Here is a 23,417-nt window from a genome sequence, read left to right on the forward strand (position 1 = left end):
CATTACAAGTTTATTACTTTAACTCCTTGTACGTAGATGTTTACAGAATCTACTGCTAGTCCTACAGTTTGATCTAATGTATATTTCACTTTCGTCTGCACATTATGTGCCACTTCTGAAATTTTCGTACCATAGCTCACAATAATATACATATCAATATGTACTTCATCTTCATCTTTACGAACAATAACACCTCTAGTGAAGTTTTCTTTTCGTAAAATGTCTGTTAATCCATCTTTTAACTGATTTTTTGATGCCATACCTACGATACCGTAGCAATCTACCGCGGCACCTCCAGCAATTGTTGCAATTACATCTGTACTAATATCAATTTGACCGTACTTCGTTTTAATTTCAATTGACATCTCGTTTCCCCCTTCATAAATGGTGAAAGTGAGCTAGACTACTTTAGTTACTATCATATAATCTTTTTAAAGAAAATTCCATCGTTCTTTCTTTTCACTCTCATATTTTATGTTTTAAATTACACTTTTTTATGATGAGCAAAATAGTCCATTGTTATTATACAACATGTACCACTATAATATGTCAAGCAATTTTTATGGATTTTAACTTTTCTTCATTGACATATAGTGTCAAGTAAATTTTCTTGATTTCTTTTTTCTACGGTGTTGCATTCTCTTTTTAGTTGTGTTAAATTATAGTAGTGTTTTTAGCATCGCATAAAAGACTAACATTGAAAAATTACGTATGGTAAGGTATCAAGGGAGGGAAATATAAATGGCTCGTGTTTGTGCTATTACTGGAAGAAAAGCTCGTTCTGGTAACTCTCGTTCTCACGCAATGAACGCTACAAAACGTAAGTGGGGCGCTAACCTTCAAAAAGTTCGCGTACGCATCGACGGAAAAGTTCAACGTGTTTACGTTTCTGCTAGAGCATTAAAATCTGGCAAAATTGAACGTGTTTAATAATAAAAAAAAGAGCCGATAGGCTCTTTTTTTACTATAACAATGGAAAAAGCACCGGTGATAGGTGCTTTTTTTAATCTTTTTTGAAGGTATTTAACATTGCACGAACAATTCCACCAAGAAATTTAGGTAACTTAATTGTATAAAATCTCATGGTTTCCCTCCTAATCCCCATTACTCCACTTGGTCACTATATGATGTAAGGAGCAAAATTGTTTCTTCAATCAGTGCTTCTTATCAACATTAATATGCCAGAAGTAAATGAAAAAGTACCTTTTTCCTCAACGAGTTCGTTACTAATACAAAGTGTTGATCCCCACTCTATTGTTTTATTAGTAAGAGGGTACTTAAAACCAAACAATGTAATCCCTTCCACTATTTCAGTAACTGGTACAAAAGATACATAAGGAAAATTTTTATTTTCTTCAATTATATGTGTACCCACTTTTTTAATTGTTATTTCATTTTTATTGTCCACAATACACATTTCTATCTCTACTTCTAACCCTTTTAAAAGCATTTGTATATTTGCCAAACCGTGATCAAGTCTTCCACCGGTAGCACCAAAAATACGAATTAGTGCCGGCTTCTGTCCTAATGCCCAGTTGATTGCAATTTCTAAATCCGTTTGATCTTTTTCCCGCGGAACAATATGAAATTCGTTCGTTTGCTGTCCCATCCATACTAATTCTTCTTCAGTAACTGAATCGTAATCTCCAAACGCAACAGCCGGGGTAATCCCTTTCTTTAATAGACGGTATACCCCCCTATCAACCGCAGCCCACACTACTTCCTCATTCTTATATCGAGCAAAATCTGCGCAATATTCCGAAGGTCCTCCTGCCAAAATATGAATAATCATTTTTTCTTCCCCTTCCATTGTAAAAAGGCAATCTGCCATTCGGTAGATTGCCTTTTTACATATTTTTACCCTATCCTATGAATACCTTACTAGGATAAAAGTTCATCACTACCCACGAATTACGCGAATTGCTTCACCGCGGTCTTTTTGATTGTATACTGCTGATCCAGCTACAAGTACATTTGCTCCTGCTTCCACACAAAGTCTTGCTGTTTCAGCATTTACACCACCATCAACTTCAATTTCTACTTCTAGATTGCGCTCTTTCACCATGTCTGCAACTTGTTTAATTTTCGGTAATACAGAATGGATAAACTTCTGTCCACCAAATCCAGGGTTTACTGTCATAAGTAATACCATATCTATATCTTCTAATACATGCTCAATCACCGAAACTGGCGTATGTGGATTTAATACAACGCCCGCTTTAATACCGTGAGATTTAATTAACTGAATTGTACGATGCAGATGTTGACACGCCTCTACGTGAACAGTAATAATATCCGCTCCCGCTTGTGTGAAAGTCGGGATATAGTTATCAGGATTTTCAATCATTAAATGTACATCTAATGGTAATGATGTAATTGGACGGATAGCTTCTACAATTAATGGTCCAATCGTAATATTTGGTACGAAGTGTCCATCCATTACGTCAACGTGAATATAATCCGCTCCGCCCTTTTCTACATCTTTAATCTCTTCCCCTAATTTTGAAAAATCTGCTGATAAAATCGATGGTGCAATTTTAATCATAACTAATACCTCGGCTTTCTCTCTCTAATTTCTTCTACGAATTGTTTATAGTTCTTATAGCGATATTCTGTAATCTTCCCTTCTTCAACCGCAGCTTTCACAGCACATTTCGGTTCAGAAAGATGTGTACACCCTCTAAATTTACAGTATTGGCTCGCTTCTTTCAACTCTGGAAAACAATATGTAAGATCTTCTACTTCTATATCAATGAAATCTAGTGAACTAAAACCCGGTGTATCTGCTACTAGTCCACTCCCAATTGCAATTAATTCTACGTGTCTTGTCGTATGCTTCCCGCGTCCTAAATGGGAGGAAATATCATTTGTTTTCAGCTCTAATTCTGGACGTAGCACATTAAGCATTGAAGATTTCCCAACACCAGATTGACCCGCAACGACAGAAACACAATTTTCTAAGTATGGTTTTAATATATCAATACTTTCTGACGTATTAATAGAAGTAAATAAAACATCATAACCCATCTCACGATAATCATTCGCATAAGCTTCAACAGTTGCTTTCATCTTTTCATCTACTAAATCCATCTTGCTAATACAAATAATCGGCTTAATGTTATGATATTCAATCAGCACTAAAAATCGATCTAACAGTCCAGGATTAAAATCTGGTTCTACTGCAGAGAACACAAGGATCGCTTGATCGACATTAGCAATAGGAGGTCTAACAAGTTCATTTTTTCGATCAAACACTTCAAGCACATAACCTTCAGTTGGATTATCTGCCTGAAAAACAACTTGGTCTCCTACAAGTGGTGTAATTTTATTTTTTCTAAATACACCTCGCCCACGACATTGCGTAACCCCTTCTTCATGCTGCACGTAATAAAACCCACTTAAAGCTTTTATAATTTTTCCTTCTGGCATAGAATTCTCCTTTTTTTGTATAAGGTGATGCTGAATTTAAAAATGAATGGATTTAAATTTTCCAAATAACGATTTCAAAGCCTACCATATATACTTTCGCTAATATACATTAAATTTCCCATTAAATGCAAAAAAATATTTACAGCTGCATCACTTTACTAGCTTTTTGAATCATATATTTTTGCCTGCTATACCGTCCACTTTGTAGACAGCATAACAGGCAATAATAATAATAATAATAAGTAGACTTTCACTATTATTGAGTTGGATATGGTACTTCTTTATCAATAATCGTTACTCCATCTCGTACAATTTTATAGTGTCCCTTTGAACCTTCTTGAATTACAAATTCTAAAGAAATAGTCGCTGATTCAGTAATTGTTCTCGTTTCAACCGGTCTATCCATTTTTTGCTGCATGTCTTCTTTATAAATTTCTATTGTTTGCGGCTTTTTTTCACCTGTTACAGCAGGCTCATATGGGATAGAGATATTGTCCACTTTTACCGTTTTAGTCACTTTAGGCTTTTGACCATCAGAGATAATAATAGTTACTTTATCTCCCTCTTTTAATGGTGTACCTGGTTTTGGAAATTGCGAAATTACAAGTCCTTTTTCGACTGAATCTGAATACTCTCGTTTTATATCTGACGTTAGTTTTCTCTCATTCAAATAACCAGTTACACTATTTTCAGTCCACCCCGAAAAGTCACCTGGTCTAATTTGATAAGGACCTTTACTTACCCAGATTTTCAGTTCTTGCTCCGCTTCTATAACCATTTGATCAGGCGTCGGAATTTGCTCTACAATTTCACCTTTCGGCTTATCATTTTCAATATAATTTACTGTAACTTGTTTATATTTTTCTTCTAACTCAGCTTTTACACTCTCAAAGTTTTGCCCTGTGAAATTCGCCATCTTACTTTTCTTTTTTCCACCTGATTGATAGATAGTAATTTTAGCGTTTTCTTTTACGACTCTTCCTGCTACAGGTTCCGTTTTTATTACATCCCCAACTTCAATATCATCTGTATATACAATATTAGGCTCCGTCACCTCAAAGCCCTTTTCTACTAACGTATTTACAGCTGTCGTGTATTTCATACCAGCCACATCAGGAACTTTCACATCTTTCGGAATAAATAATCCTGGAATAACCGTAAGCGCTAATGTTATTCCTATTGCTAAAAATAAAAATGTTGAAATTAAAACTTTAAGCCACTTGTTACTCCGTTTTTTCTTCTTATCTAACTCAGCTGCTTCTGCTCTTATCGGTTCTTCCACTTTACTCCCTTTTAAAACAATCGTTTCATCACTTACATTTTCAAATAATTGTTCTTGTTGAATAATCGGAATCGCTTTCGTCGCTTCCATATCTTCTGGTATGTAAAATGGTTGCTCATTTATCCTCTCTGGATATAGCGCAGTTTCAATATCTCGCTTCATAGCATTGGCAGATTGATATCGATGGAAAGGATCTTTTGCAGTTGCCTTTAATATAATATTTTCAACACTTTGCGGAATGTTTTCATTCCATCTTTTTGGTGATGGGATTTCACTTTGTAAATGTTTTAAAGCTATAGCAACAGCAGATTCGCCAGAAAACGGTTGTCTTCCTGTTAACAATTCAAACATAACTATTCCAAGAGAATAAATATCCGATTGTTTATTTGCTATCCCGCCACGTGCCTGTTCTGGTGATAAATAATGGACTGAACCCAGTACTGAATTTGTATGTGTAATTGTTGTTGCACTTGTAGCTGTCGCAATTCCAAAATCTGTTACTTTTATTATTCCATCAGCTCGAATTAAAATATTGTGCGGCTTTATATCACGATGCACAATTTCAAAATGATGGGCGTGTGCCATGGCGGATGTTAACTGCTCCATAATATCAAGAGCTTCTCCTATAGGTAACATACCTCGCTCAATTATGTATTGCTTCAATGTTTGCCCGGGTACATATTCCATGACAAGATAATATATACCATCTTCTTCTCCGACATCATACATATTCACAATATTTGGATGCGACAACGTTGTAACAGACTGCGCTTCTCGATGGAAACGTTTAATAAACTCTTCGTTATTTGAGTAGTCGAGTCTTAATATTTTTACCGCTACATCTCGGCCAAGTATATCATCATGAGCTAAATATACATTGGCCATTCCGCCACCACCAATCATTTTCAGCAGCTTATAACGGTCATTTAAGCGTTTTCCAATCAGCACGTTGCACTTCACCTACTTTCGTTTGTCGAACCCGCATAATCAATAAGAACAAGTGTGATATTATCTTCTCCACCGCGATCATTCGCCAATTGAATGAGACGCTGCCCTTTACCTTCAAGCTGTTCATTTAACTGTAAAATTTGTTGCATATCATCAATAGAAACTTTGTTTGATAACCCATCAGAGCAAAGAAGTAATTGATCATCTTCCTCAAGCACCAACGTTTTAACATCTAATCCAACTTTTTCTTCTGTTCCTAGCGCTCTTAATAACACATTCTTTTTCGGATGATACTCTGCATCTTCCTTTGAAATTTCACCATGTCTCACAAGCTCATTTACAAGCGAATGATCTTCCGTTACAAGCGTCATTTCTCCTTCTGATACCATATAGCAACGACTATCTCCTATATGCCCTATCGTCACAAAACTTGGTGTACAAACAGCTATTATAAGCGTTGTTCCCATACCATTACATTCTACATTTTGCTGAGCGTATTCATATATGCGCTCATTAATAATCCCAACACTAGTATGTAACCATTGTTCTACTTTTTTCGGTTCATTCATATTATGCGTTTGCTTCCAATAATCATGGAATAATTGAATGGCCATCGAGCTAGCTACATCACCAGCTCGATGACCTCCCATTCCATCTGCTACTACCGCTAAAACATTTCCATCTAAATTGTGAAAAACTCCTGCACTATCTTCATTATGTTGACGAACTTTTCCTTTATCCGATAGAAATACGGCTTTCATCTCGTCACCTCGTCTCTTCTTTGCGCTCCTTCGCACGCAACTGACCGCAGGCTGCGTCAATATCATGACCTTGTTCACGGCGAATCGTTACATTCACTCCACGATCTTTTAACGTTTTCTCGAACAAGAAAATTTGCTCACGTGGTGTACGTACATAATCACGTTCAGGTACGTAGTTTACCGGGATTAAGTTTACATGACATTTTACACCTTTTAAGAGCGCAGCAAGCTCTTCAGCGTGCTCAACTTGGTCATTTTCTCCTCCAAATAATCCATATTCAAAAGTAATACGGCGCCCTGTTCTATTTACATAGTATTTAATAGCTTCCATTAAATCCGGTAATTTATAAGCACGGTTAATCGGCATTAATTTTGAACGTAATTCTGAGTTTGGAGCATGCAATGAAATCGCAAAATTAATTTGTAGTTCTTCTTCAGCAAACTTATAAATTTTCGGGATAATTCCACTCGTCGAAACAGTCATATGTCTAGCACCAATATGAAGTCCTTTTTCATGGTTAGTGATGCGTAAGAATCCCATTAAATTATCGTAGTTATCAAATGGTTCTCCAATTCCCATAACAACAAGAGAACTTACACGTTCCTCTGTTTCATCAAGCGCACGCTGAACTTCTACTACTTGCGCTACGATTTCTCCAGCTTCTAGGTTTCGTTTTAGTCCACCAAGTGTCGAAGCACAGAACGTACATCCAATACGACAACCAACTTGCGTTGTTACACAAATGGAATTTCCATATTCATGTCGCATTAATACCGTTTCAATAGAATATCCGTCATATAATTGGAATAAGAATTTAATCGTTCCATCTGAAGACGTTTGTTTTACTAACGTGTTTAAAGTAGTAATATCAAAGGAATTCGACAATTTATCACGCAATCCTTTAGAAAGGTTTGACATATCCTCATAATTTTTTACACGTTTTTTATATAGCCAGTCAAAAATTTGTCCAGCGCGGAACTTCGGTTCTCCTTGTTCCTTTAACCAATCTTGCATTTCATGAAGTTGTAAAGAGTAAATTGATGGTTTCTTCGTTTCTACATTTTTCTTTTGTTTTCTTACAGTTGTTTCCATGATGCTACACCTTCTTCCTTAAACAAGCAATATAAAAGCCATCCGTTGCAAAATAATGCGGTAAAATTTGTACTTGACCTTCATTAATATACGGACTTAATTTTTCTGGCATACGTTCTTTTATCGTAGTATCCCATTCAAATTCAGGATGTTCTTTTAAAAATTTATCTATTACTTGTTCATTTTCTATTTTCTCAATTGTGCACGTACTATAAACAAGACGACCGCCTTGTTTTAATAATGGTGCTATTTTTTCTAGTATCGCAAGTTGAATCGTCGATAATCTTTCACTATCGCCTTTATCTTTTCCTAACTTAATATCAGGCTTACGTCTAATTACACCAAATCCAGAACACGGTGCATCTACCAATATTTTATCAAACGTTTCATTTGCAAAGTGCTCTTGCACTTTTCTAGCATCTAGCGCTTTTGTTTCGACATTTTCTAGACCAAGTCGCTCTGCTTGCTGTTTAATTAAACGTACTTTGTGTGCATGTAAATCAAGGGACATGACCTTACCAGTTCCCTTTAATCGTTCCGCGATATGCGTTGTTTTTCCGCCTGGAGCAGCACAACTATCAAGAACTGCATCTCCCGTATTCGGTTCTAAAGCGCGTGCTACAAGCATAGAACTTTCATCTTGAATAGAAAGAAATCCTTTTTTAAACGCTTCTGTATGCGCTACATTTCCTCTTTCAATCTGAATTGCATCATCTGACAAGTCACCACGTTTTGCTTCTATACCTTCACTTGCCAACAACTCAATCGCTTCTTCTACCGTTACCTTATCAACATTCACACGTGCTGTTGGTACAGGTGGTAACATGTTTACTTCGCACATTTTCTCTGCAGTTTCTAAGCCATATGCAGAAGTCCACTCTTGTACAAGCCAAACTGGATGACTCGTCGCAATTGCAAGACGTTCTACTGGATCCTTGATTTCATCTACAGAAGGTACACCTTCTCTCTGAATCGAACGTAATACACCGTTCACCATACCAGCAATTCCTTTATGCCCGCGACGCTTTGCAATCTCAACCGCTTCATGAATAGCCGCTCTTTCTGGCACTCGGTCTAAATAAATCATTTGATATAAAGATAAGCGAAGCAATACCCTTACCCACGCCTCAACCTTCTTTTTTAAAAAAGGCTGTAAATAATAATCTAATGTGTCACGACGTTGAATCGTTCCATATACAATTTCAGTTAATAAACCAATATCTTTTCTATCAATTGCACTTTTTTCAATTAGATTATTTAAAAGTAAGTTGCTATATGCACCACTTTTTTCCACTTGAATTAAACCATCAAGAGCTAATTCACGAACATTTTGTCTCATGCATTTTCTCCTAACTTCGTTCCAATTTCAGGTTTTGTTCCACGTAAAAATTGTGAACAACTCATACGCTTTTTACCAGAAGGTTGCAATTCAGTAATTTTAACACCTGTTTCATTACTAGTTGCTACAACAAAACCATCTTCTTCGATTGCAACAATCGTACCTGCTTCAGCCGGTTCAGTTACAGGCACTTTTTCTCCCCACCATACTTTAACAACTTGTCCTGCTAAAGTTGTATAAGCAACTGGCCATGGATTCAATCCGCGAATGTGATTGTATACTTCCTCACCTGTTTTTGTCCAATCAATTTTCTCTTGTTCACGTTTTATATTGTAAGCAAACGTTACTTCTTCTTCGTTTTGTTTAATCGGTTCTAACTTACCTTGAATTAATAAAGGTACTGTTTTAGATAGAAGGTGTGCTCCAGCTTCACTTAATTTATCAAATAATGAGCCTGTCGTTTCACGCTCTTCAATTTCCACTTCCACTTGCGTTAAGATATCACCAGCATCCAATTTTTCTACCATATACATAATTGTAATACCAGTTTTTTCTTTACCTTCCATAATTGCATAATGAATTGGTGCACCACCACGAAGTTCAGGAAGTAAAGAAGCGTGGACATTAATACATCCATACTTCGGTGCTTCTAAAATTTCATTTGGTACAATCTGACCAAATGCAGCTGTTACAATTAAATCTGGCTCTAATGCCAATACTTTTTCATATTCATCTTTTTCACGAATTTTTAACGGCTGTAACACAGGGATACCATGTTTTTCCGCTTCAACTTTAACAGGTGTAGGTGTTAATACTTTTTTTCTACCTACTGGACGATCAGGTTGCGTCACAACACCTACTACCTCATAGCCATCTTCAATAAGACGACGAAGCACCGGCACTGAAAAGTCCGGTGTTCCCATAAACACTACTTTTATCATTTAAAAACCGCTCCTTTTAACACCTATTCTAATTCGTTTTCTTCATAATATCTTGTCACTTTCGATGTAAATAAAACACCGTGTAAATGATCGATTTCATGTTGAATTGCACGCGCTAAAAATCCTTCCGCTTCTAATAAAAATACTTTCCCACGGCGATTTTGCGCTCTTACTTTAATATAATCGGCACGTTCTACTTCACCATAAAGTCCCGGGAAGCTTAAACAGCCTTCGGGACCTACTTGTTCACCACGTTTTTCTAATATTGATGGATTGATTAACTCGATTTTCCCAGTATCATCATCGACATCAACAACCGCTACTTGCAAGCTTACACCTACTTGAGGCGCAGCTAAACCGACTCCGTCCGCAATTAACATTGTTTCATGCATATCTTTCAACAATTTCACTAACTTTTTATCAAAGTTAATTACTCTTTCGCATGGTGTTTCTAACACTTCATTTGGATGCTTTATTATTTCTAAAACTGCCATATTTCCCTCCGCTACATTAACATTGTTGGATTAAAATCAATTGAGATTTGTAGCTCTTTTTGCATTTCTGCTTGATAATGTTCATTTACCATTTTGAGCACGTTCTTTAAGTTTGGTTCCCGTTTGTATTTTATCATGCATTGATAACGATATCTATCTTTTATCCTTGGAATTGCTGAAGCAACTGGTCCTAACACCATTGTTTGCTGTGAGCAATGCGTTCGTAAATACGAGGCAATTTTTTCCGTCACTTGCACCGCTTTTAATAATTCTGGATGAGATACGGTTATGAGTACAACATAGTAATATGGGGGATATTGTCTTGTTCGCCTCATTTGCATTTCTTGGTCAAAAAACACATCATATTGTTGGTTCTTCGCTAACTCTATACTGTAATGTTCTGGCGTATATGTTTGAATCACAACTTCCCCTGGCAATTCATGTCTACCCGCTCGTCCACTTACTTGCGTCAATAACTGATATGTCTTTTCACTTGCCCGAAAATCAGGTAAGTGAAGCATCGTATCTGCAGTTAAAACCCCAACAAGAGTTACTTTCGGAAAATCTAATCCTTTAGCAATCATTTGTGTTCCAAGTAGTATATCTGCTTTTTCTTCCCCAAACGCCTTTAATAATTTTTCATGCATTCCTTTTCGATTTGTCGTATCTACATCCATTCGAATGACTCGCGCCTCTGGAAATAGTTTTGTAATTTCTTCTTCTACCTTTTGTGTACCTGTACCAAAGAAACGAATGTATGTACTTTGACAAGCAGGACACTCAGTTGGCATATTTTCTTCATAACTACAATAATGACATTTTAAACGATGATTCATTTTATGATATGTCAATGAAATATCACAATGCGGACATTGTACAACATACCCACAATCACGGCACATAACAAATGTAGAATGACCTCTTCTATTTAAAAATAGTACCATCTGTTCTTTCTTTTCTAATCGATCTGCTATTTTTTCATGCAGCGCCTTAGAAAACATTGATCTATTCCCGTCACGAAGTTCTTCTCGCATGTCAACAATCTCTACCGTTGGTAAAGCTTGTTCATTCATACGTTTTTCCATTGTTAGTAGTTCATAAACACCTTTTTTCGCCCTTGCAAACGATTCAAGTGTTGGTGTCGCACTACCAAGAACGATAGGACATTTATGATATTGCCCTCTCCAGATAGCTACATCTCTTGCATGATACCTCGGATTATCTTCTTGTTTGTAACTTGATTCATGCTCTTCATCAATAATAATAATCCCTAAATTCTCAAAAGGCGCAAAAACGGCTGAACGCGCACCAACTACAACTTTCACTTCTTTTCTTAAAATCTTACGCCACTCGTCATACTTTTCTCCAACAGACAACGCACTATGAAGAACTGCAACTTGCGAGCCAAACCTACCTTTAAAACGATCCACCATTTGGGGCGTTAGTGCAATTTCAGGAACAAGAACGATAGCTTCTTTTCCTTTCTCGAGCACTGCTGCTATAGATTGTAAATATACTTCTGTCTTTCCACTTCCTGTAACACCATATAGTAAAAATGGATTATAAGTTTCATTTGTAATTGATGATAAAATCGGTGTAATAACTTGATTTTGTTCCTCCGTAAGTGGAAATGGTTTCGTTTGTTCAAAATCATCATCGTCATACGGATTTCGGTATACTTCCACATACTTTTCTGAAATGAAGCCCTTTTTAACAAGTGCTTTTATTGGAGCATCTGTTATTTGTAACTCTTCTGTAATTATTTTCAACGGTACACTTTTATAATTTTCCACAAAATAATAAAGTACATCTTGTTGTTTTTTACTTTTCAGTTCAAATGCCGCTAATTCCAATTTATCTTCTGGCAACTCCGGCTGAACAACTCTTTGCTTCTTCTTTTGTACTTTATCTTTCACTTGATAAACGACTTCAACCGTACCATTTTTAATTTCTTGTTGAATAGTCCGGTATAAATGTGGCTGCTGCTCGATTACTTCAAAATCAATTGCTTCTTTATCCTGAAATAAATATAGTATTTCAGATGCTATTTCTTCATGCTTACAAATTTGTAGACGTTTTTTATACGTTGCTTTTATCGCAGTTGGAAGCATCACTTGAAAAGCTGAAATCATGTAGCATAACGTTTCACTTGTAAGCCAATATCCAAGCTTTAATAATTCATCATTTAAAACCGGTGTTACATCTAATATTTCATGGATTGTCTTTAACTTCTTACTTTCTACATCCACCGAATCTTTAATCCCAATAATAAAACCTTGTAATTTCCTTGGCCCAAACGGAACTACTACACGCATTCCTGTCTGTACAATATCTTCCCATTTTTCAGGGATAATGTAATCAAATGGTCGATCTGTCTGACGGGCAGGTACATCAACAATTACACTTGCAAATTTCATAAACGATCATCTTCTAACATCATTTCAATTTGCTTTAATATTTCACGAGCTACCTCTTTTTTCAGTAAAAGTGGTAACTCAATAACTTTTCCATCTTTTCTATACATTGTTACAATATTCGTATCCGTGCCAAATCCAGCTCCTTGCGCTTTTACATCATTCGCGACAATCATATCTGCATTTTTCTCACGTAGTTTTTTCGTTGCATATTCCTCTACATTTGTCGTTTCAGCAGCAAAACCGATAAGTAACTGTTTATCCTTTTTCTGACCTAACGTTTTTAAAATATCCACCGTTCTTTCGAGTTCAATGACAGCATCACCATTTTGCTTTTTCATTTTATTATCATGAACATATTTCGGACGATAATCTGCAACTGCTGCTGTTTTAATGACAACGTCTACGTTTTGATAATGTTGAAGAACTGCTTCTAACATATCTTGTGCAGATTCCACTTGCACTGTCGTTACATGTAACGGTGGATTTAATGCTGTCGGTCCTGAAACGAGTATAACATCAGCGCCTAAATTCGCCGCCACTTCTGCAATCGCATACCCCATTTTTCCAGAAGAAAAATTCGTCATAAAACGAACTGGATCAATTTTTTCACGTGTTGGGCCAGCAGTTATTAATATTCTTTTTCCCTGCAATGGTTTGTGTTCTGAGAAAGCTTCCTCTAACCGTGCAATAATCGCTTCAGGTTCTTCTAGTCGTCCCTTCGCTACATATCCACATGCTAAAAAGCCTTCCCCAGGCTCAATAAATGTATATCCTAGCGTTTTCAATGTCATCATATTTTTTTGAACAATTTTATTTTCATACATATGCACATTCATAGCAGGCGCAATCCATACCGGGGCTGTAGTAGCTAACAGAGTAGTTGTAATCATATCATCCGCAATACCACCAGCTAACTTTCCAATACAATTGGCAGTAGCAGGTGCGACAAGTACAACATCCGCCCAATCTGCTAAATCAATATGAGCAATAACAGCCGAGTCTTTCTCATCAAACGTATCCGTATATACATCATGGCGAGAAAGCGCTTGGAATGTAAGAGGCGTAACAAACTTCATTGCCGACTCACTCATCATTACTTTTACAATCGCGCCAGATTGTGTCAATTTACTCGTTAACGCAGCTGCTTTAAAAACCGCAATGCCTCCTGTTACACATAGAAGTATCTTTTTCCCTTTTAGCATATGACTCGTCCTCTTTCTTTTTCAAACTTATAATACTGAAATAGAATTCCCAGCTCGTCAGTACCAATATTTCATTCCTTTCGTAAAAAAATAACAACCTACTTGTAAATAGGTTGTTACCGTTACATAGAAAATTATAAAGTCTATGTTTTATTTTGTCGAAGGCAAAGGCTTATTCAGCTACTTTATCTTCACTTGGTACGTAGCTTAATGCTTCTGCATCGATTTCTTCTAATGCTTTACCTACACATTTATGAGAAACAGGTTGCTCTACAACACAGTTATTAGCAAGTTGCATTTCACGTGCGCGTTTTGCAGCCACTGTTACTAATGTGTACTTAGAATCGATTTTTTGTAGTAATGAGTCAATTGATGGATTTAACATAATTATAGACCCTCCGTCATTTCTTTATAATATTTTGCTACCCTTTCGCGGCGGCAATGTTCGCCAACCACAATTGCTTTAATTCTATCACAAGCTAATTCAACTTGATCGTTTTCTACTACATAGTCGTAAGCGTCCATCATCTCGATTTCTTCTTTCGCTACAGTTAAACGATTTTCAATAACATCTTCAGTCTCTGTACCACGTCCGACAATACGGCTCTTTAGTTCAGATAAACTTGGAGGTGCTAAGAAAATAAATACACCTTCTGGGAAAGCTTTCTTAACTTGAATTGCTCCTTGCACTTCAATTTCTAAGAATACATCTTTTCCTTCTTGTAATGTTTTTTCAACATAGTCAATTGGTGTTCCGTAATAATTACCTACGAACTCAGCCCACTCAAGTAATCTTTCATTACGAATCATTTCCTCAAATTCTTCTCTTTCTTTAAAGAAATAATCCACACCATCTACTTCACCTTCACGCGGCTTACGTGTCGTTACTGAAATAGAGTACTGAAAACGTGTATCCTCATGGCTAAACAGCTCTTTACGAACCGTTCCTTTTCCAACCCCAGAAGGCCCTGAAAGAACGATGAGCAATCCTCTTCTACTTCTCATAAATATGTAAAACCTACCCTTCCTCACTTAAATCTTCTTTATTATTCAAACGATGTGCAATCGTCTCTGGTTGAATTGGACTTAATACAACATGCCCATCATCCATAACAATAACCGCCCTTGTTTTTCTCCCATACGTAGCATCAAGCAAAGCATTATGTTCGCGTGCTTCTTGTACTGTTCGTTTAATAGGAGCTGACTCCGGACTTACAATAGCAATAATTCGATGAGCAGATACAATATTTCCGTATCCAATATTTAAAAACCGCATGGCCATAGTTTGCGCCTCCTAGTAAGTCTATCCGATTTCTCCACCACGTATAACTTTATATATTTTTTGAAAGCTACTCAATATTTTGTACTTGTTCACGAATTTTTTCAAGGTTATTTTTCATTTCTACAACATATTTTGAAATTGTTAAGTCATTTGCCTTAGAACCAATCGTATTAATTTCTCTATGCATCTCTTGCACGATGAAATCCATTTTCCTTCCAACAGGCTCTTCAATCTGCAATGTTTCACGAAATTGCTCTAAATGACTTTGCAAACGGACTAACTCTTCATGAATATCACAACGCTCTGCAAAGATTGCGACTTCTGTTAGCAATCTTTGTTCATCTAACTCTTGATTATGTAATTCTTTTAAGCGATTTTCTAATCGTTCACGATATTTTTGTGTAACAATTGGTGCATGTGGAATAATTGCATTTACACAATTGCTAATCTCTTGTAAACGATACGCTATATCTTTATGTAATCGTTCTCCTTCGTCATCTCTCATCGTTTTCAACATATGAGCAGCTTGACGAACAGCCTCATATAAACTGTTCTCAAAATGTTCATTTACATTTTCTATTTCTTCAATTGCTGTTACTTCTGGCATTGCCATTAATTGCTCGAGTGTAATAGAATCTTGTAATTGAAACTTTCCTTTTATATCTTCCATCATCGATTGGTACTGCTCAAGAAGTGACCAATTCACACTTAATTTTCTTTCAACAAGTCCTTCACCTGCTATACTAATAGACACTTCAATGCGTCCACGTCGAACTTGCTGTGCAATTATTTTACGAATTTTGTCCTCAAATACCATCATTTGCTTAGGAAGTCGAATACTCATCTCTAAAAAACGGTGGTTCACCGATTTCATTTCTACTGTAATTTGAAAAGTATCACTTTCTACTTTCGATCTTCCAAACCCTGTCATACTAGAAATCATTTTTATCACATCCAAGCCATAAAATAACTCAATGAAAAAGGTAATAGAGACAAGGCTCTACTACCTTCTGTAAATTATATCACATTTTCATAACATTGACTATTTCAAGTTTAATCCCTTCTTATATAACATTGGCTTTTTCTTTTTCGCCTTTTTCCCTTTTAATAAAGAACCTACTAGTAAGAAAGTCGGAATTGATGACAAACCTCCAATTAATAACCAATCTCTTGCTTGTATCGGCATTGTGCTAAAAATCGGTTGTAACGGTGGATAATATATCACCACTAGCATGAGTAGTAATGAAATGATAACCGCCCCTACTAAATACACGTTCCCAAATGGATTACGATGAAAGACAGAATGCTCACTACGACAATCAAATACATGAATAAGCTGAGCAAGTACCAACGTCGCGAACGCTACAGTTTGTGCATATTTCAGTTCATTTGGATGTTGGTTATACGCAATAATAAACGCTACTAACGTCACTGCCCCAATTAAAAAACCTCGACTTATTATTTTCCACGCAAGCCCTCTAGCGAATACCCCTTCTTTCGGGTGGCGCGGCGTTCTCTTCATCACATCTCCTTCAGCCTTATCCAAACCTAATGCCATCGCTGGTAAACCATCAGTAACTAAGTTCACCCATAAAATTTGAATAGGAACCATCGGCAGGGGTAATGCAAGTAACATCGCAAATAACATAACTAAAATTTCTCCAACATTTGATGCTAATAAATATCGGATGAACTTACGTATGTTCTCGTATATATTTCTTCCTTCTTTAATCGCTGACTTAATTGTAGCAAAATTATCGTCTAGTAAAACAAGTGAAGAGGCTTCTTTTGCAACATCTGTCCCTGTAATCCCCATCGCTATCCCAATATCCGCTGTTTTTATAGCTGGAGCATCGTTCACTCCATCACCTGTCATCGCTACTATATGCCCTTGATTTTGCAGTGCCTTAACAATTTTTAATTTATGTTCAGGTGATACACGAGCGAATACATACGTATCTTCTACAACATTTTCTAATTCCTCCACATCCATATTCGCGAGTTCTACTCCTTCAACAACGCGTCCATCTGGTGGCAAAACTCCTAATTGTTCAGCAATCGCCATTGCTGTCACTTTATGATCACCTGTAATCATTACTGTTCGAATACCAGCTTCTTTACACTCTTTTACCGCCTGCGCCACTTCTGGTCTTGGTGGGTCAATCATACCTTGTATCCCAACCAACATAAAATCTTTTTCAACGTCTCTTTCATGTTCAATAGAATCCGTTATTTTTAAAGGTTTAAACGCAACTGCAATTGTTCGAAGCGCTTGACTACCTAAGCTATGAATAGCCGCCTGTACTTCTTTTCTATATAGCTCACTTAACGGCTGTTGCTTATCCCCCCATAAAATCGTTTGACTCATTTGTAAAAGAACATCCGGTGCTCCCTTCGTAACAATAAACTTTTTCCCCTCTCGATCTCGTACAATAACACTCATCATTTTTCGAGTTGAATCAAATGGAAATTCACGAATAACTTCAAATTTCCCTTTCAATGCCTCACGTGTTATCCCAGCTTTCATTGCTGCAGCTACAAGCGCTCCCTCTGTTGGATCTCCATCTAATACGTACGCCTTTTTCTTTTGAATAATATTTGCATTGTTACATAGTGAACCAAATGTAAGTAGCTGATAAAGTGCTTTTGTCTTAGCTGGATTCACTTCTTTTTCACCTTTCATAAAAGAGCCATTAGGTTCATATCCTTGCCCTGTCACTTTCCACAATTCTCCGCCTGACCACATATGTGTTACCATCATTTTGTTTTGCGTCATTGTTCCCGTTTTATCAGAACATATAACAGAAGCACAACCTAACGTTTCTACGGCTGGTAACTTTCGTACAATTGCTCTCTTTTTTATCATACGCTGTACACCAAGTGATAAAGCTACTGTAACAATTGCTGGCAACCCTTCTGGAATAGCCGCAACAGCCAGAGACACACCAGCTAAAAACATATGATATACTTCATTCCCTTGATACACACCAGCTAATACAACGAGTGCTGTCAAAATAAGAGCCACAATAATTAATATTTTTCCGAGCTGTTCTAACCTTCTTTGCAGTGGTGTTTCCATTTGCTCTGCATTTTGTAACATATTTGCAATTTGCCCCATCGCTGTATTCATACCAGTTGCTACAACGACTCCTGTACCAGATCCTCGCGTAATCATTGTCCCCATAAAAGCCATATTTTTTTGATCACCAATTGCAACATCTTGCCCTTGCAATGCTTCTACCTTCTTTTGTACAGGTACGGACTCCCCTGTCAAAGCAGACTCTTCAATATATAAACTTGATGCTTCAACAAGACGCACATCAGCCCCAATACGATCACCACTGGAAAACTTAATAATATCACCTAAAACAAGTGCTTTAGATGGTGCTTTTACCCACTTTCCATTCCGCATTACAGTAACTTGTGGAGCGGCTAGTTCCTTTAAAGCTTCCAATGATTTTTCAGCTTTTCTTTCTTGAAAAAATCCGAGAATACCATTGATAATAACAATGGCAACAATAGCAATAGAATCAATGTATTCACCTAAAAACGCAGAAACAATTGTTGCTCCAAACAAAACGAGTACCATGAAATCTTTAAACTGTGCTAAAAATACCATTAGTGCAGAAGGCCTTTTTGCTTCTTCTAATTCATTAGTACCAAATTTCTTTACGCGCCCTTCTGCTTCTTTCTCTGTAAGTCCAACCTTTACATTCGTATTCGTTCTTTCTTCCACTTCATGTGCCCGCATTCCATACCAGTTCATCCTGCCATCGACCTCCTGATTCCAGACATACTCTATTGAAAGCTTATTCAGCCTCGTCCAAAAAAATGCTATAATTAACTTTTAGTTAGAAAGGAGTGTTCATTTATGGCATTCGATGGATTATTTACAAGAGCAATTACACATGAAATTGGAAATTCTCTTTACACAGGAAGAATTTCCAAAATATATCAACCTTCAAAGTATGAGATTTTATTACATATTCGAGCAAACGGAAAGAACCAAAAACTAATTCTTTCGTCTCACCCTACATATGCGCGTCTGCACTTAACGAATCAAAACTACGATTCACCAGCAATACCGCCAATGTTTTGTATGCTTCTTCGTAAACATTTAGAAGGTGGGTTTATTGAAAAAATTGAACAAATTGACTTAGAACGTATTATTCAAATTACAGTTCGCAGTCGGAATGAAATTGGAGACGAATCATTAAAAACATTAGTAATCGAAATAATGGGCCGACATAGTAACATTATCTTAGTAGATACGAAAACAAACGTTATTTTAGATAGCTTAAAACACATATCTTTAGCGGTAAACCGCCATCGTACTGTATACGCTGGAGCTGAATATATTGCACCACCAGCACAACATAAAATTAACCCACTTCAGATTGAAACAAATGATGAATTTATTAGACCACTAGACTTTCTATCTGGAAACATGGATAAACAGCTTGTCGGCACCTTTACGGGAATATCCCCGTTATTCGCAAAAGAAGTAGTGAAAAAAGCTGGTATGGTAAATGAAAAAGCATTAGCGGATGCATTTTTCTCCATACAAAAACCATTATTAACTCATACATATTCACCAGCCATGACTACTTCAAATGGGAAAGAATTCTTTTATCTTTTCCCTCTTGCACACTTGCAAGGAGAAGATAAGACGTTCTCATCTGTTAGTGAATTGCTTGATCGTTTCTTTTTCGGAAAAGCAGAGCGCGATCGTGTAAAACAACAAGCTCATGATTTAGAACGTTTTATGCAAAATGAAAAAAATAAAAACGAGAAAAAACTCATTAAACTCGAAAAAACACTGCAAGATGCTGGAAAAGCAGATAAATATCAACTATTTGGAGAGCTACTTACAGCTAATATGTACGCTTTGAAAAAAGGCGATAAAGATATTGAGGTCGTTAATTATTACGATGAAAATGGCGGAACTGTAAAAATCACATTAGATCCTTTAAAAACACCATCTGAAAATGCACAACGCTATTTCCAAAAGTATCAAAAAGCAAAAAATTCAGTTGTTGTTGTAGAAGAACAAATTGAAAAAACCAATGAAGAAATTCTTTATTTTGATAGCTTACTTCAACAAATGGAAGCTGCTTCTTCAAAAGATATTGAAGAAATTCGTGAGGAATTAGCTGAAGAAGGTTATGTGCGCAATCGCAAAACGAAAAACGCAAAGAAAAAGCCTACTAAGCCAGTATTAGATAAATATTTAGCAAGTGATGGCACAGAGATTTTCGTTGGTAAAAACAATAAACAAAATGATTATTTAACAACGAAGTTTGCCCGCCGTGATGAGATTTGGTTACATACGAAAGACATACCTGGCTCTCACGTTGTCATTCGTTCTTTAGAGCCTGCTGAAGAAACTTTACTAGAAGCTGCCAAAATTGCCGCTTATTACAGTAAAGCGAAAGAGTCTAGCTCTGTACCTGTTGATTTCACTAAAATACGCCATGTGAAAAAACCGAGTGGTGCAAAACTTGGTTTTGTTACGTACGACAATCAGCAAACCGTATATGTAACACCAGATGCTGATATTGTAATGAAATTAAAAGCGTAAATACAAAAATGCGTTGCTTATAAGCAACGCATTTTTTATATTCGTTCACACTAGTTCATATACCCATTTACTAATTCATAACATCTTGCTTTTGTCATCTTATATTTCTCTTCCGAAGCTTCTATACGCCTCATCGTTCCGTTATTTGTATCAGTACCAATTGCTTTAACTTTACTTTCTTTTTCTTTAACCCACGCAATTTGTTTCGTTTTTAACGACTGAAACGCATCAGGTGACATCGTACTTTTTAATGTACTGTAAATTTCATTTAGTTTATTATCCCACAGTTCATAATTTCCTTCTATTTCATTTACTATATCATTGGTTGACATAGCATTCGTATGTTTTTCTTGTTTATCTATAGCAGCTAATTCACTTAAAACATTTGCTCTATCTATCTTTGAAGAAGATTCTTTTTGCGATTGTTTCTCTTCTTTTGAGCCTGTATACGCACTCGAATCCTTTCTCTGTACTTGTTCTGTTTCTTGAATATTTCTTTCTTTCGTTACCTTTTCATACCTATTTTTATCTACATTGTATGAAATAAGAGATGTTTTCGCATTTACAGTAATTAATCCGTTACTATCTTTGAATATGTATTTCTTATCGCCACTATTTTCTTCACTTACAAATGACACATTCTTATCGTCTGGCATTTTTAAAATTCTATTTGCTTCTTCTTTTGTAAGTTTTAAATCTTCAGGAAAAACGAATGACCATTTATCCATTAACCATTCCCCTTCTTTATACACCAAATGAAATTCCCAATCTTGGGCCGCATGACCTATTTCATCTTCTAAACTTAATGTATGTACCGTTAAATTTTCTTTATCTTGTGAAGAAGAAAATCTTATTTCAGTTTGAAAATAATTTGGGAATGGTAACATATCAGTCTCTCTCGATCTATTAAAGTTAGCAAGCAATTCAGGAAGCTGATTCTCTACAAACTTTTCTGAAACCAATCCTTTAACTCCTTTTTTAGCTGTCTCTAAATCCCCAGGATTATTTCGGCTCCATCCATTTTCTTTTTCCATCTCACTAAACGCATTTGCTATTCCATCTACACTCTTTCTTACAATCTTTTTCGCTTCTTTTTCTGTCACTTCTGGCGCTTCATCAAGCTGTTCAATCGTTTCATTTACTTGAACTTTGTGTTCGCTTGTTTCACACCCCGTTATAACAAGCATACTAGCGGTCAAACAAAATGACATTACTTTACTTAATTTCTTCATACACTCACATTCCTTAACCCAGTTTTTTTCGTTACATCTCTTTACCTATAAAAAACGTAACAATCCCTTATTATACCAATTAACTTAATTTATTTATACAAAAAATATAATATTTAAATTAAAAAGATTTTCGTTTGCGAGTTTATATTATTGTTCAGTCACATAAAAACTTACTGTAAAAATTTTATATATATTTATTTTACATTCGTCTAGTTTTTTTGACACACAGCTACCCTCTTCTCTTTTATTCTAAATAAATATACTGGCACAATTCTTGCTTTATTAATGTAAAAAGGAGGAATTAAAATGAATGTAAGAATAACTAACATCCAAAAACAACTACATAATTACGGAATCGACGGGTTACTTATTACAAAAAAAGAAAACCGTCAATACGCAACAAACTTTACAGGTAGCGCAGGCGTTGTCTTAATCGCTGCGCATAAAGCTATTTTCATTACTGATTTCCGTTACGTAGATCAAGCAAAAACGGAAATAAAAGCAGCAGAAATTATTATGCATAAAGGAAATTTAGAAGAAGAAGTTGCAAATCAAGTATCAAAATTAAACATTCAAAAACTTGGTATAGAAGACAATAATATGACTTTGCAACAATTTAAGAAACTACAAAAATATATACATACAGAAATGGTTCCAGTGTGTGAGATCATTGAAGATATTCGACTTATTAAAGACACATCTGAAATAGAAACAATGAAAATCGCAGCTACAATCGCTGACGAAGCATTTCACCATATTGTTACATTTCTAAAGCCTGGAATAAGCGAGACTGACGTTCGAGATGAGTTAGAATTTTTCATGCGAAAAAAAGGGGCTACATCTTCTTCATTCCAAATCATTGTAGCCTCAGGCGTTCGTTCTTCACTTCCCCATGGAGTTGCATCAAATAAAATAATCGAACGAGGCGATATCGTTACATTAGACTTCGGTGCACTTTACGACGGATATTGTTCCGATATAACACGTACCGTAGCAATCGGGGAACCATCGGAAGAATTCCAAAAAATATACAATGTTGTACGAGAAGCGTTAAAGCGTGGGACTGAAGCAATTAAGCCTGGAGAAACTGCGAAAAGTATCGATGATATAACGAGGAATTACATTACAGAACATGGATACGGTCAATACTTTGGCCACTCTACCGGGCACGGTCTTGGGTTAGAAATACATGAACCACTTCGCCTCTCCCAAGAAAGCAAGGCAACTTTACAAGAAGGTATGGTTGTTACAGTTGAGCCGGGCATTTACATACCGAACTGGGGCGGTTGTAGAATCGAAGATGATATTGTCATCACCAAAGATGGTTATGACGTTATTACAAAATCAAATAGAGAACTAATTATAATCCCTTGTTAATATTATGAAGGTTTAAACAAAACTTTTTTTGCACATAGA

At 36.2% G+C, this 23,417-nt stretch carries 22 protein-coding genes; 3 read left to right on the top strand and 19 right to left on the bottom strand.

What is annotated here, in order from left to right:
* Positions 1-2 precede the first annotated feature (2 nt).
* Complete coding sequence (locus CQ064_RS20275) at positions 3-365, bottom strand: Asp23/Gls24 family envelope stress response protein (protein ID WP_000021109.1); 363 nt, start codon at positions 363-365, stop codon at positions 3-5.
* A gap of 376 nt (positions 366-741) precedes the next feature.
* Between CQ064_RS20275 and rpmB the strand changes: the two genes are divergently transcribed.
* Positions 742-930 (top strand): 50S ribosomal protein L28, encoded by a 189-nt coding sequence (gene rpmB / locus CQ064_RS20280; protein WP_000124776.1) that lies wholly within the window; start codon positions 742-744, stop codon positions 928-930.
* 73 nt (positions 931-1,003) lie between these two features.
* On the opposite strand, the gene spoVM is transcribed toward rpmB, so the two are convergent.
* The 17 genes from spoVM to CQ064_RS20365 form a co-directional block, all read right to left on the bottom strand.
* Positions 1,004-1,084 carry a stage V sporulation protein SpoVM gene (spoVM, locus tag CQ064_RS20285; RefSeq protein WP_001213599.1) on the bottom strand — a complete coding sequence of 27 codons (81 nt, stop codon included), beginning with the start codon at positions 1,082-1,084 and terminating at the stop codon, positions 1,004-1,006.
* Between the two features lie 66 nt (positions 1,085-1,150).
* Positions 1,151-1,831 carry a thiamine diphosphokinase gene (locus CQ064_RS20290; RefSeq protein ID WP_000752666.1) on the bottom strand — a complete coding sequence of 227 codons (681 nt, stop codon included), beginning with the start codon at positions 1,829-1,831 and terminating at the stop codon, positions 1,151-1,153.
* A 69-nt stretch (positions 1,832-1,900) separates the two neighbouring features.
* Entirely contained in the window at positions 1,901-2,545 is a 645-nt protein-coding gene (gene rpe / locus CQ064_RS20295) for a ribulose-phosphate 3-epimerase (protein ID WP_000589975.1), read from the bottom strand.
* Positions 2,546-2,547: 2 nt separating this feature from the next.
* A complete protein-coding gene (gene rsgA / locus CQ064_RS20300) occupies positions 2,548-3,429 on the bottom strand; it encodes a ribosome small subunit-dependent GTPase A (protein WP_001113932.1) in 882 nt (293 codons plus the stop codon).
* 256 nt (positions 3,430-3,685) lie between these two features.
* Positions 3,686-5,659 (bottom strand): Stk1 family PASTA domain-containing Ser/Thr kinase, encoded by a 1,974-nt coding sequence (gene pknB, locus CQ064_RS20305; protein ID WP_000904746.1) that lies wholly within the window; start codon positions 5,657-5,659, stop codon positions 3,686-3,688.
* Positions 5,660-5,667: 8 nt separating this feature from the next.
* On the bottom strand, positions 5,668-6,420 hold the full coding sequence (locus tag CQ064_RS20310) for a Stp1/IreP family PP2C-type Ser/Thr phosphatase (protein ID WP_000648708.1): 753 nt from the start codon (positions 6,418-6,420) through the stop codon (positions 5,668-5,670).
* A 4-nt stretch (positions 6,421-6,424) separates the two neighbouring features.
* A complete protein-coding gene (gene rlmN, locus CQ064_RS20315) occupies positions 6,425-7,513 on the bottom strand; it encodes a dual-specificity RNA methyltransferase RlmN (RefSeq protein WP_000450550.1) in 1,089 nt (362 codons plus the stop codon).
* 4 nt (positions 7,514-7,517) lie between these two features.
* The gene (rsmB, locus tag CQ064_RS20320; RefSeq protein WP_001249664.1) at positions 7,518-8,852 is read right to left on the bottom strand and encodes a 16S rRNA (cytosine(967)-C(5))-methyltransferase RsmB; all 1,335 of its coding nucleotides are present in this window, start codon (positions 8,850-8,852) and stop codon (positions 7,518-7,520) included.
* Complete coding sequence (fmt, locus tag CQ064_RS20325) at positions 8,849-9,793, bottom strand: methionyl-tRNA formyltransferase (protein WP_000598805.1); 945 nt, start codon at positions 9,791-9,793, stop codon at positions 8,849-8,851. The genes rsmB and fmt overlap by 4 nt, the downstream gene beginning before the upstream one ends.
* 23 nt (positions 9,794-9,816) lie before the next feature.
* Entirely contained in the window at positions 9,817-10,287 is a 471-nt protein-coding gene (gene def, locus CQ064_RS20330; RefSeq protein WP_000279455.1) for a peptide deformylase, read from the bottom strand.
* 11 nt (positions 10,288-10,298) lie between these two features.
* Positions 10,299-12,704 (bottom strand): primosomal protein N', encoded by a 2,406-nt coding sequence (gene priA, locus CQ064_RS20335; protein WP_000666696.1) that lies wholly within the window; start codon positions 12,702-12,704, stop codon positions 10,299-10,301.
* Positions 12,701-13,906 (bottom strand): bifunctional phosphopantothenoylcysteine decarboxylase/phosphopantothenate--cysteine ligase CoaBC, encoded by a 1,206-nt coding sequence (coaBC, locus tag CQ064_RS20340; RefSeq protein ID WP_000911745.1) that lies wholly within the window; start codon positions 13,904-13,906, stop codon positions 12,701-12,703. The genes priA and coaBC overlap by 4 nt, the downstream gene beginning before the upstream one ends.
* 172 nt (positions 13,907-14,078) lie before the next feature.
* Positions 14,079-14,291: a DNA-directed RNA polymerase subunit omega gene (gene rpoZ, locus CQ064_RS20345; protein ID WP_000933961.1), complete on the bottom strand. Its 213-nt coding sequence runs from the start codon at positions 14,289-14,291 to the stop codon at positions 14,079-14,081.
* Between the two features lie 2 nt (positions 14,292-14,293).
* Complete coding sequence (gene gmk, locus CQ064_RS20350; RefSeq protein ID WP_001257742.1) at positions 14,294-14,911, bottom strand: guanylate kinase; 618 nt, start codon at positions 14,909-14,911, stop codon at positions 14,294-14,296.
* 13 nt (positions 14,912-14,924) lie between these two features.
* The gene (gene remA, locus CQ064_RS20355) at positions 14,925-15,188 is read right to left on the bottom strand and encodes an extracellular matrix/biofilm regulator RemA (protein WP_001251456.1); all 264 of its coding nucleotides are present in this window, start codon (positions 15,186-15,188) and stop codon (positions 14,925-14,927) included.
* 67 nt (positions 15,189-15,255) lie between these two features.
* Positions 15,256-16,131, bottom strand: a complete 876-nt coding sequence (locus CQ064_RS20360; RefSeq protein ID WP_000625865.1) for a YicC/YloC family endoribonuclease — start codon at positions 16,129-16,131, stop codon at positions 15,256-15,258.
* A gap of 99 nt (positions 16,132-16,230) precedes the next feature.
* Positions 16,231-18,954: a calcium-translocating P-type ATPase, SERCA-type gene (locus tag CQ064_RS20365; protein ID WP_001104773.1), complete on the bottom strand. Its 2,724-nt coding sequence runs from the start codon at positions 18,952-18,954 to the stop codon at positions 16,231-16,233.
* A 105-nt stretch (positions 18,955-19,059) separates the two neighbouring features.
* On the opposite strand from CQ064_RS20365, the gene CQ064_RS20370 reads away from it, so the two are divergent.
* The gene (locus tag CQ064_RS20370) at positions 19,060-20,769 is read left to right on the top strand and encodes an Rqc2 family fibronectin-binding protein (RefSeq protein WP_000863292.1); all 1,710 of its coding nucleotides are present in this window, start codon (positions 19,060-19,062) and stop codon (positions 20,767-20,769) included.
* 50 nt (positions 20,770-20,819) lie between these two features.
* Here CQ064_RS20370 and CQ064_RS20375 read toward each other — a convergent pair whose 3' ends face one another.
* Positions 20,820-22,001, bottom strand: a complete 1,182-nt coding sequence (locus CQ064_RS20375; protein WP_000736531.1) for a lysozyme inhibitor LprI family protein — start codon at positions 21,999-22,001, stop codon at positions 20,820-20,822.
* A gap of 306 nt (positions 22,002-22,307) precedes the next feature.
* Here CQ064_RS20375 and CQ064_RS20380 point away from each other — a divergent pair, with 306 nt between their 5' ends.
* Positions 22,308-23,378, top strand: coding sequence for a M24 family metallopeptidase (locus CQ064_RS20380; RefSeq protein ID WP_001102865.1), 1,071 nt, complete (start codon positions 22,308-22,310; stop codon positions 23,376-23,378).
* Positions 23,379-23,417: the final 39 nt, after the last annotated feature.

Source organism: Bacillus sp. MYb78 (assembly GCF_002975115.1).
Lineage (GTDB): Bacteria > Bacillota > Bacilli > Bacillales > Bacillaceae_G > Bacillus_A > Bacillus_A cereus.

Coding starts and splice junctions, on each gene's coding strand:
- CQ064_RS20360 (WP_000625865.1), bottom strand. CDS start 16,131: ATGATTTCTAGTATGACAGGGTTTGGAAGATCGAAAGTAGAAAGTGAT.
- CQ064_RS20310 (WP_000648708.1), bottom strand. CDS start 6,420: ATGAAAGCCGTATTTCTATCGGATAAAGGAAAAGTTCGTCAACATAAT.
- CQ064_RS20370 (WP_000863292.1), top strand. CDS start 19,060: ATGGCATTCGATGGATTATTTACAAGAGCAATTACACATGAAATTGGA.
- rlmN (WP_000450550.1), bottom strand. CDS start 7,513: ATGGAAACAACTGTAAGAAAACAAAAGAAAAATGTAGAAACGAAGAAA.
- gmk (WP_001257742.1), bottom strand. CDS start 14,911: ATGAGAAGTAGAAGAGGATTGCTCATCGTTCTTTCAGGGCCTTCTGGG.
- rpoZ (WP_000933961.1), bottom strand. CDS start 14,291: ATGTTAAATCCATCAATTGACTCATTACTACAAAAAATCGATTCTAAG.
- CQ064_RS20380 (WP_001102865.1), top strand. CDS start 22,308: ATGAATGTAAGAATAACTAACATCCAAAAACAACTACATAATTACGGA.
- rsgA (WP_001113932.1), bottom strand. CDS start 3,429: ATGCCAGAAGGAAAAATTATAAAAGCTTTAAGTGGGTTTTATTACGTG.
- spoVM (WP_001213599.1), bottom strand. CDS start 1,084: ATGAGATTTTATACAATTAAGTTACCTAAATTTCTTGGTGGAATTGTT.
- def (WP_000279455.1), bottom strand. CDS start 10,287: ATGGCAGTTTTAGAAATAATAAAGCATCCAAATGAAGTGTTAGAAACA.
- CQ064_RS20290 (WP_000752666.1), bottom strand. CDS start 1,831: ATGGCAGATTGCCTTTTTACAATGGAAGGGGAAGAAAAAATGATTATT.
- CQ064_RS20275 (WP_000021109.1), bottom strand. CDS start 365: ATGTCAATTGAAATTAAAACGAAGTACGGTCAAATTGATATTAGTACA.
- remA (WP_001251456.1), bottom strand. CDS start 15,188: ATGGCCATGCGGTTTTTAAATATTGGATACGGAAATATTGTATCTGCT.
- rpe (WP_000589975.1), bottom strand. CDS start 2,545: ATGATTAAAATTGCACCATCGATTTTATCAGCAGATTTTTCAAAATTA.
- coaBC (WP_000911745.1), bottom strand. CDS start 13,906: ATGCTAAAAGGGAAAAAGATACTTCTATGTGTAACAGGAGGCATTGCG.
- rsmB (WP_001249664.1), bottom strand. CDS start 8,852: ATGAGACAAAATGTTCGTGAATTAGCTCTTGATGGTTTAATTCAAGTG.
- CQ064_RS20365 (WP_001104773.1), bottom strand. CDS start 18,954: ATGAACTGGTATGGAATGCGGGCACATGAAGTGGAAGAAAGAACGAAT.
- priA (WP_000666696.1), bottom strand. CDS start 12,704: ATGAAATTTGCAAGTGTAATTGTTGATGTACCTGCCCGTCAGACAGAT.
- rpmB (WP_000124776.1), top strand. CDS start 742: ATGGCTCGTGTTTGTGCTATTACTGGAAGAAAAGCTCGTTCTGGTAAC.
- fmt (WP_000598805.1), bottom strand. CDS start 9,793: ATGATAAAAGTAGTGTTTATGGGAACACCGGACTTTTCAGTGCCGGTG.
- CQ064_RS20375 (WP_000736531.1), bottom strand. CDS start 22,001: ATGAAGAAATTAAGTAAAGTAATGTCATTTTGTTTGACCGCTAGTATG.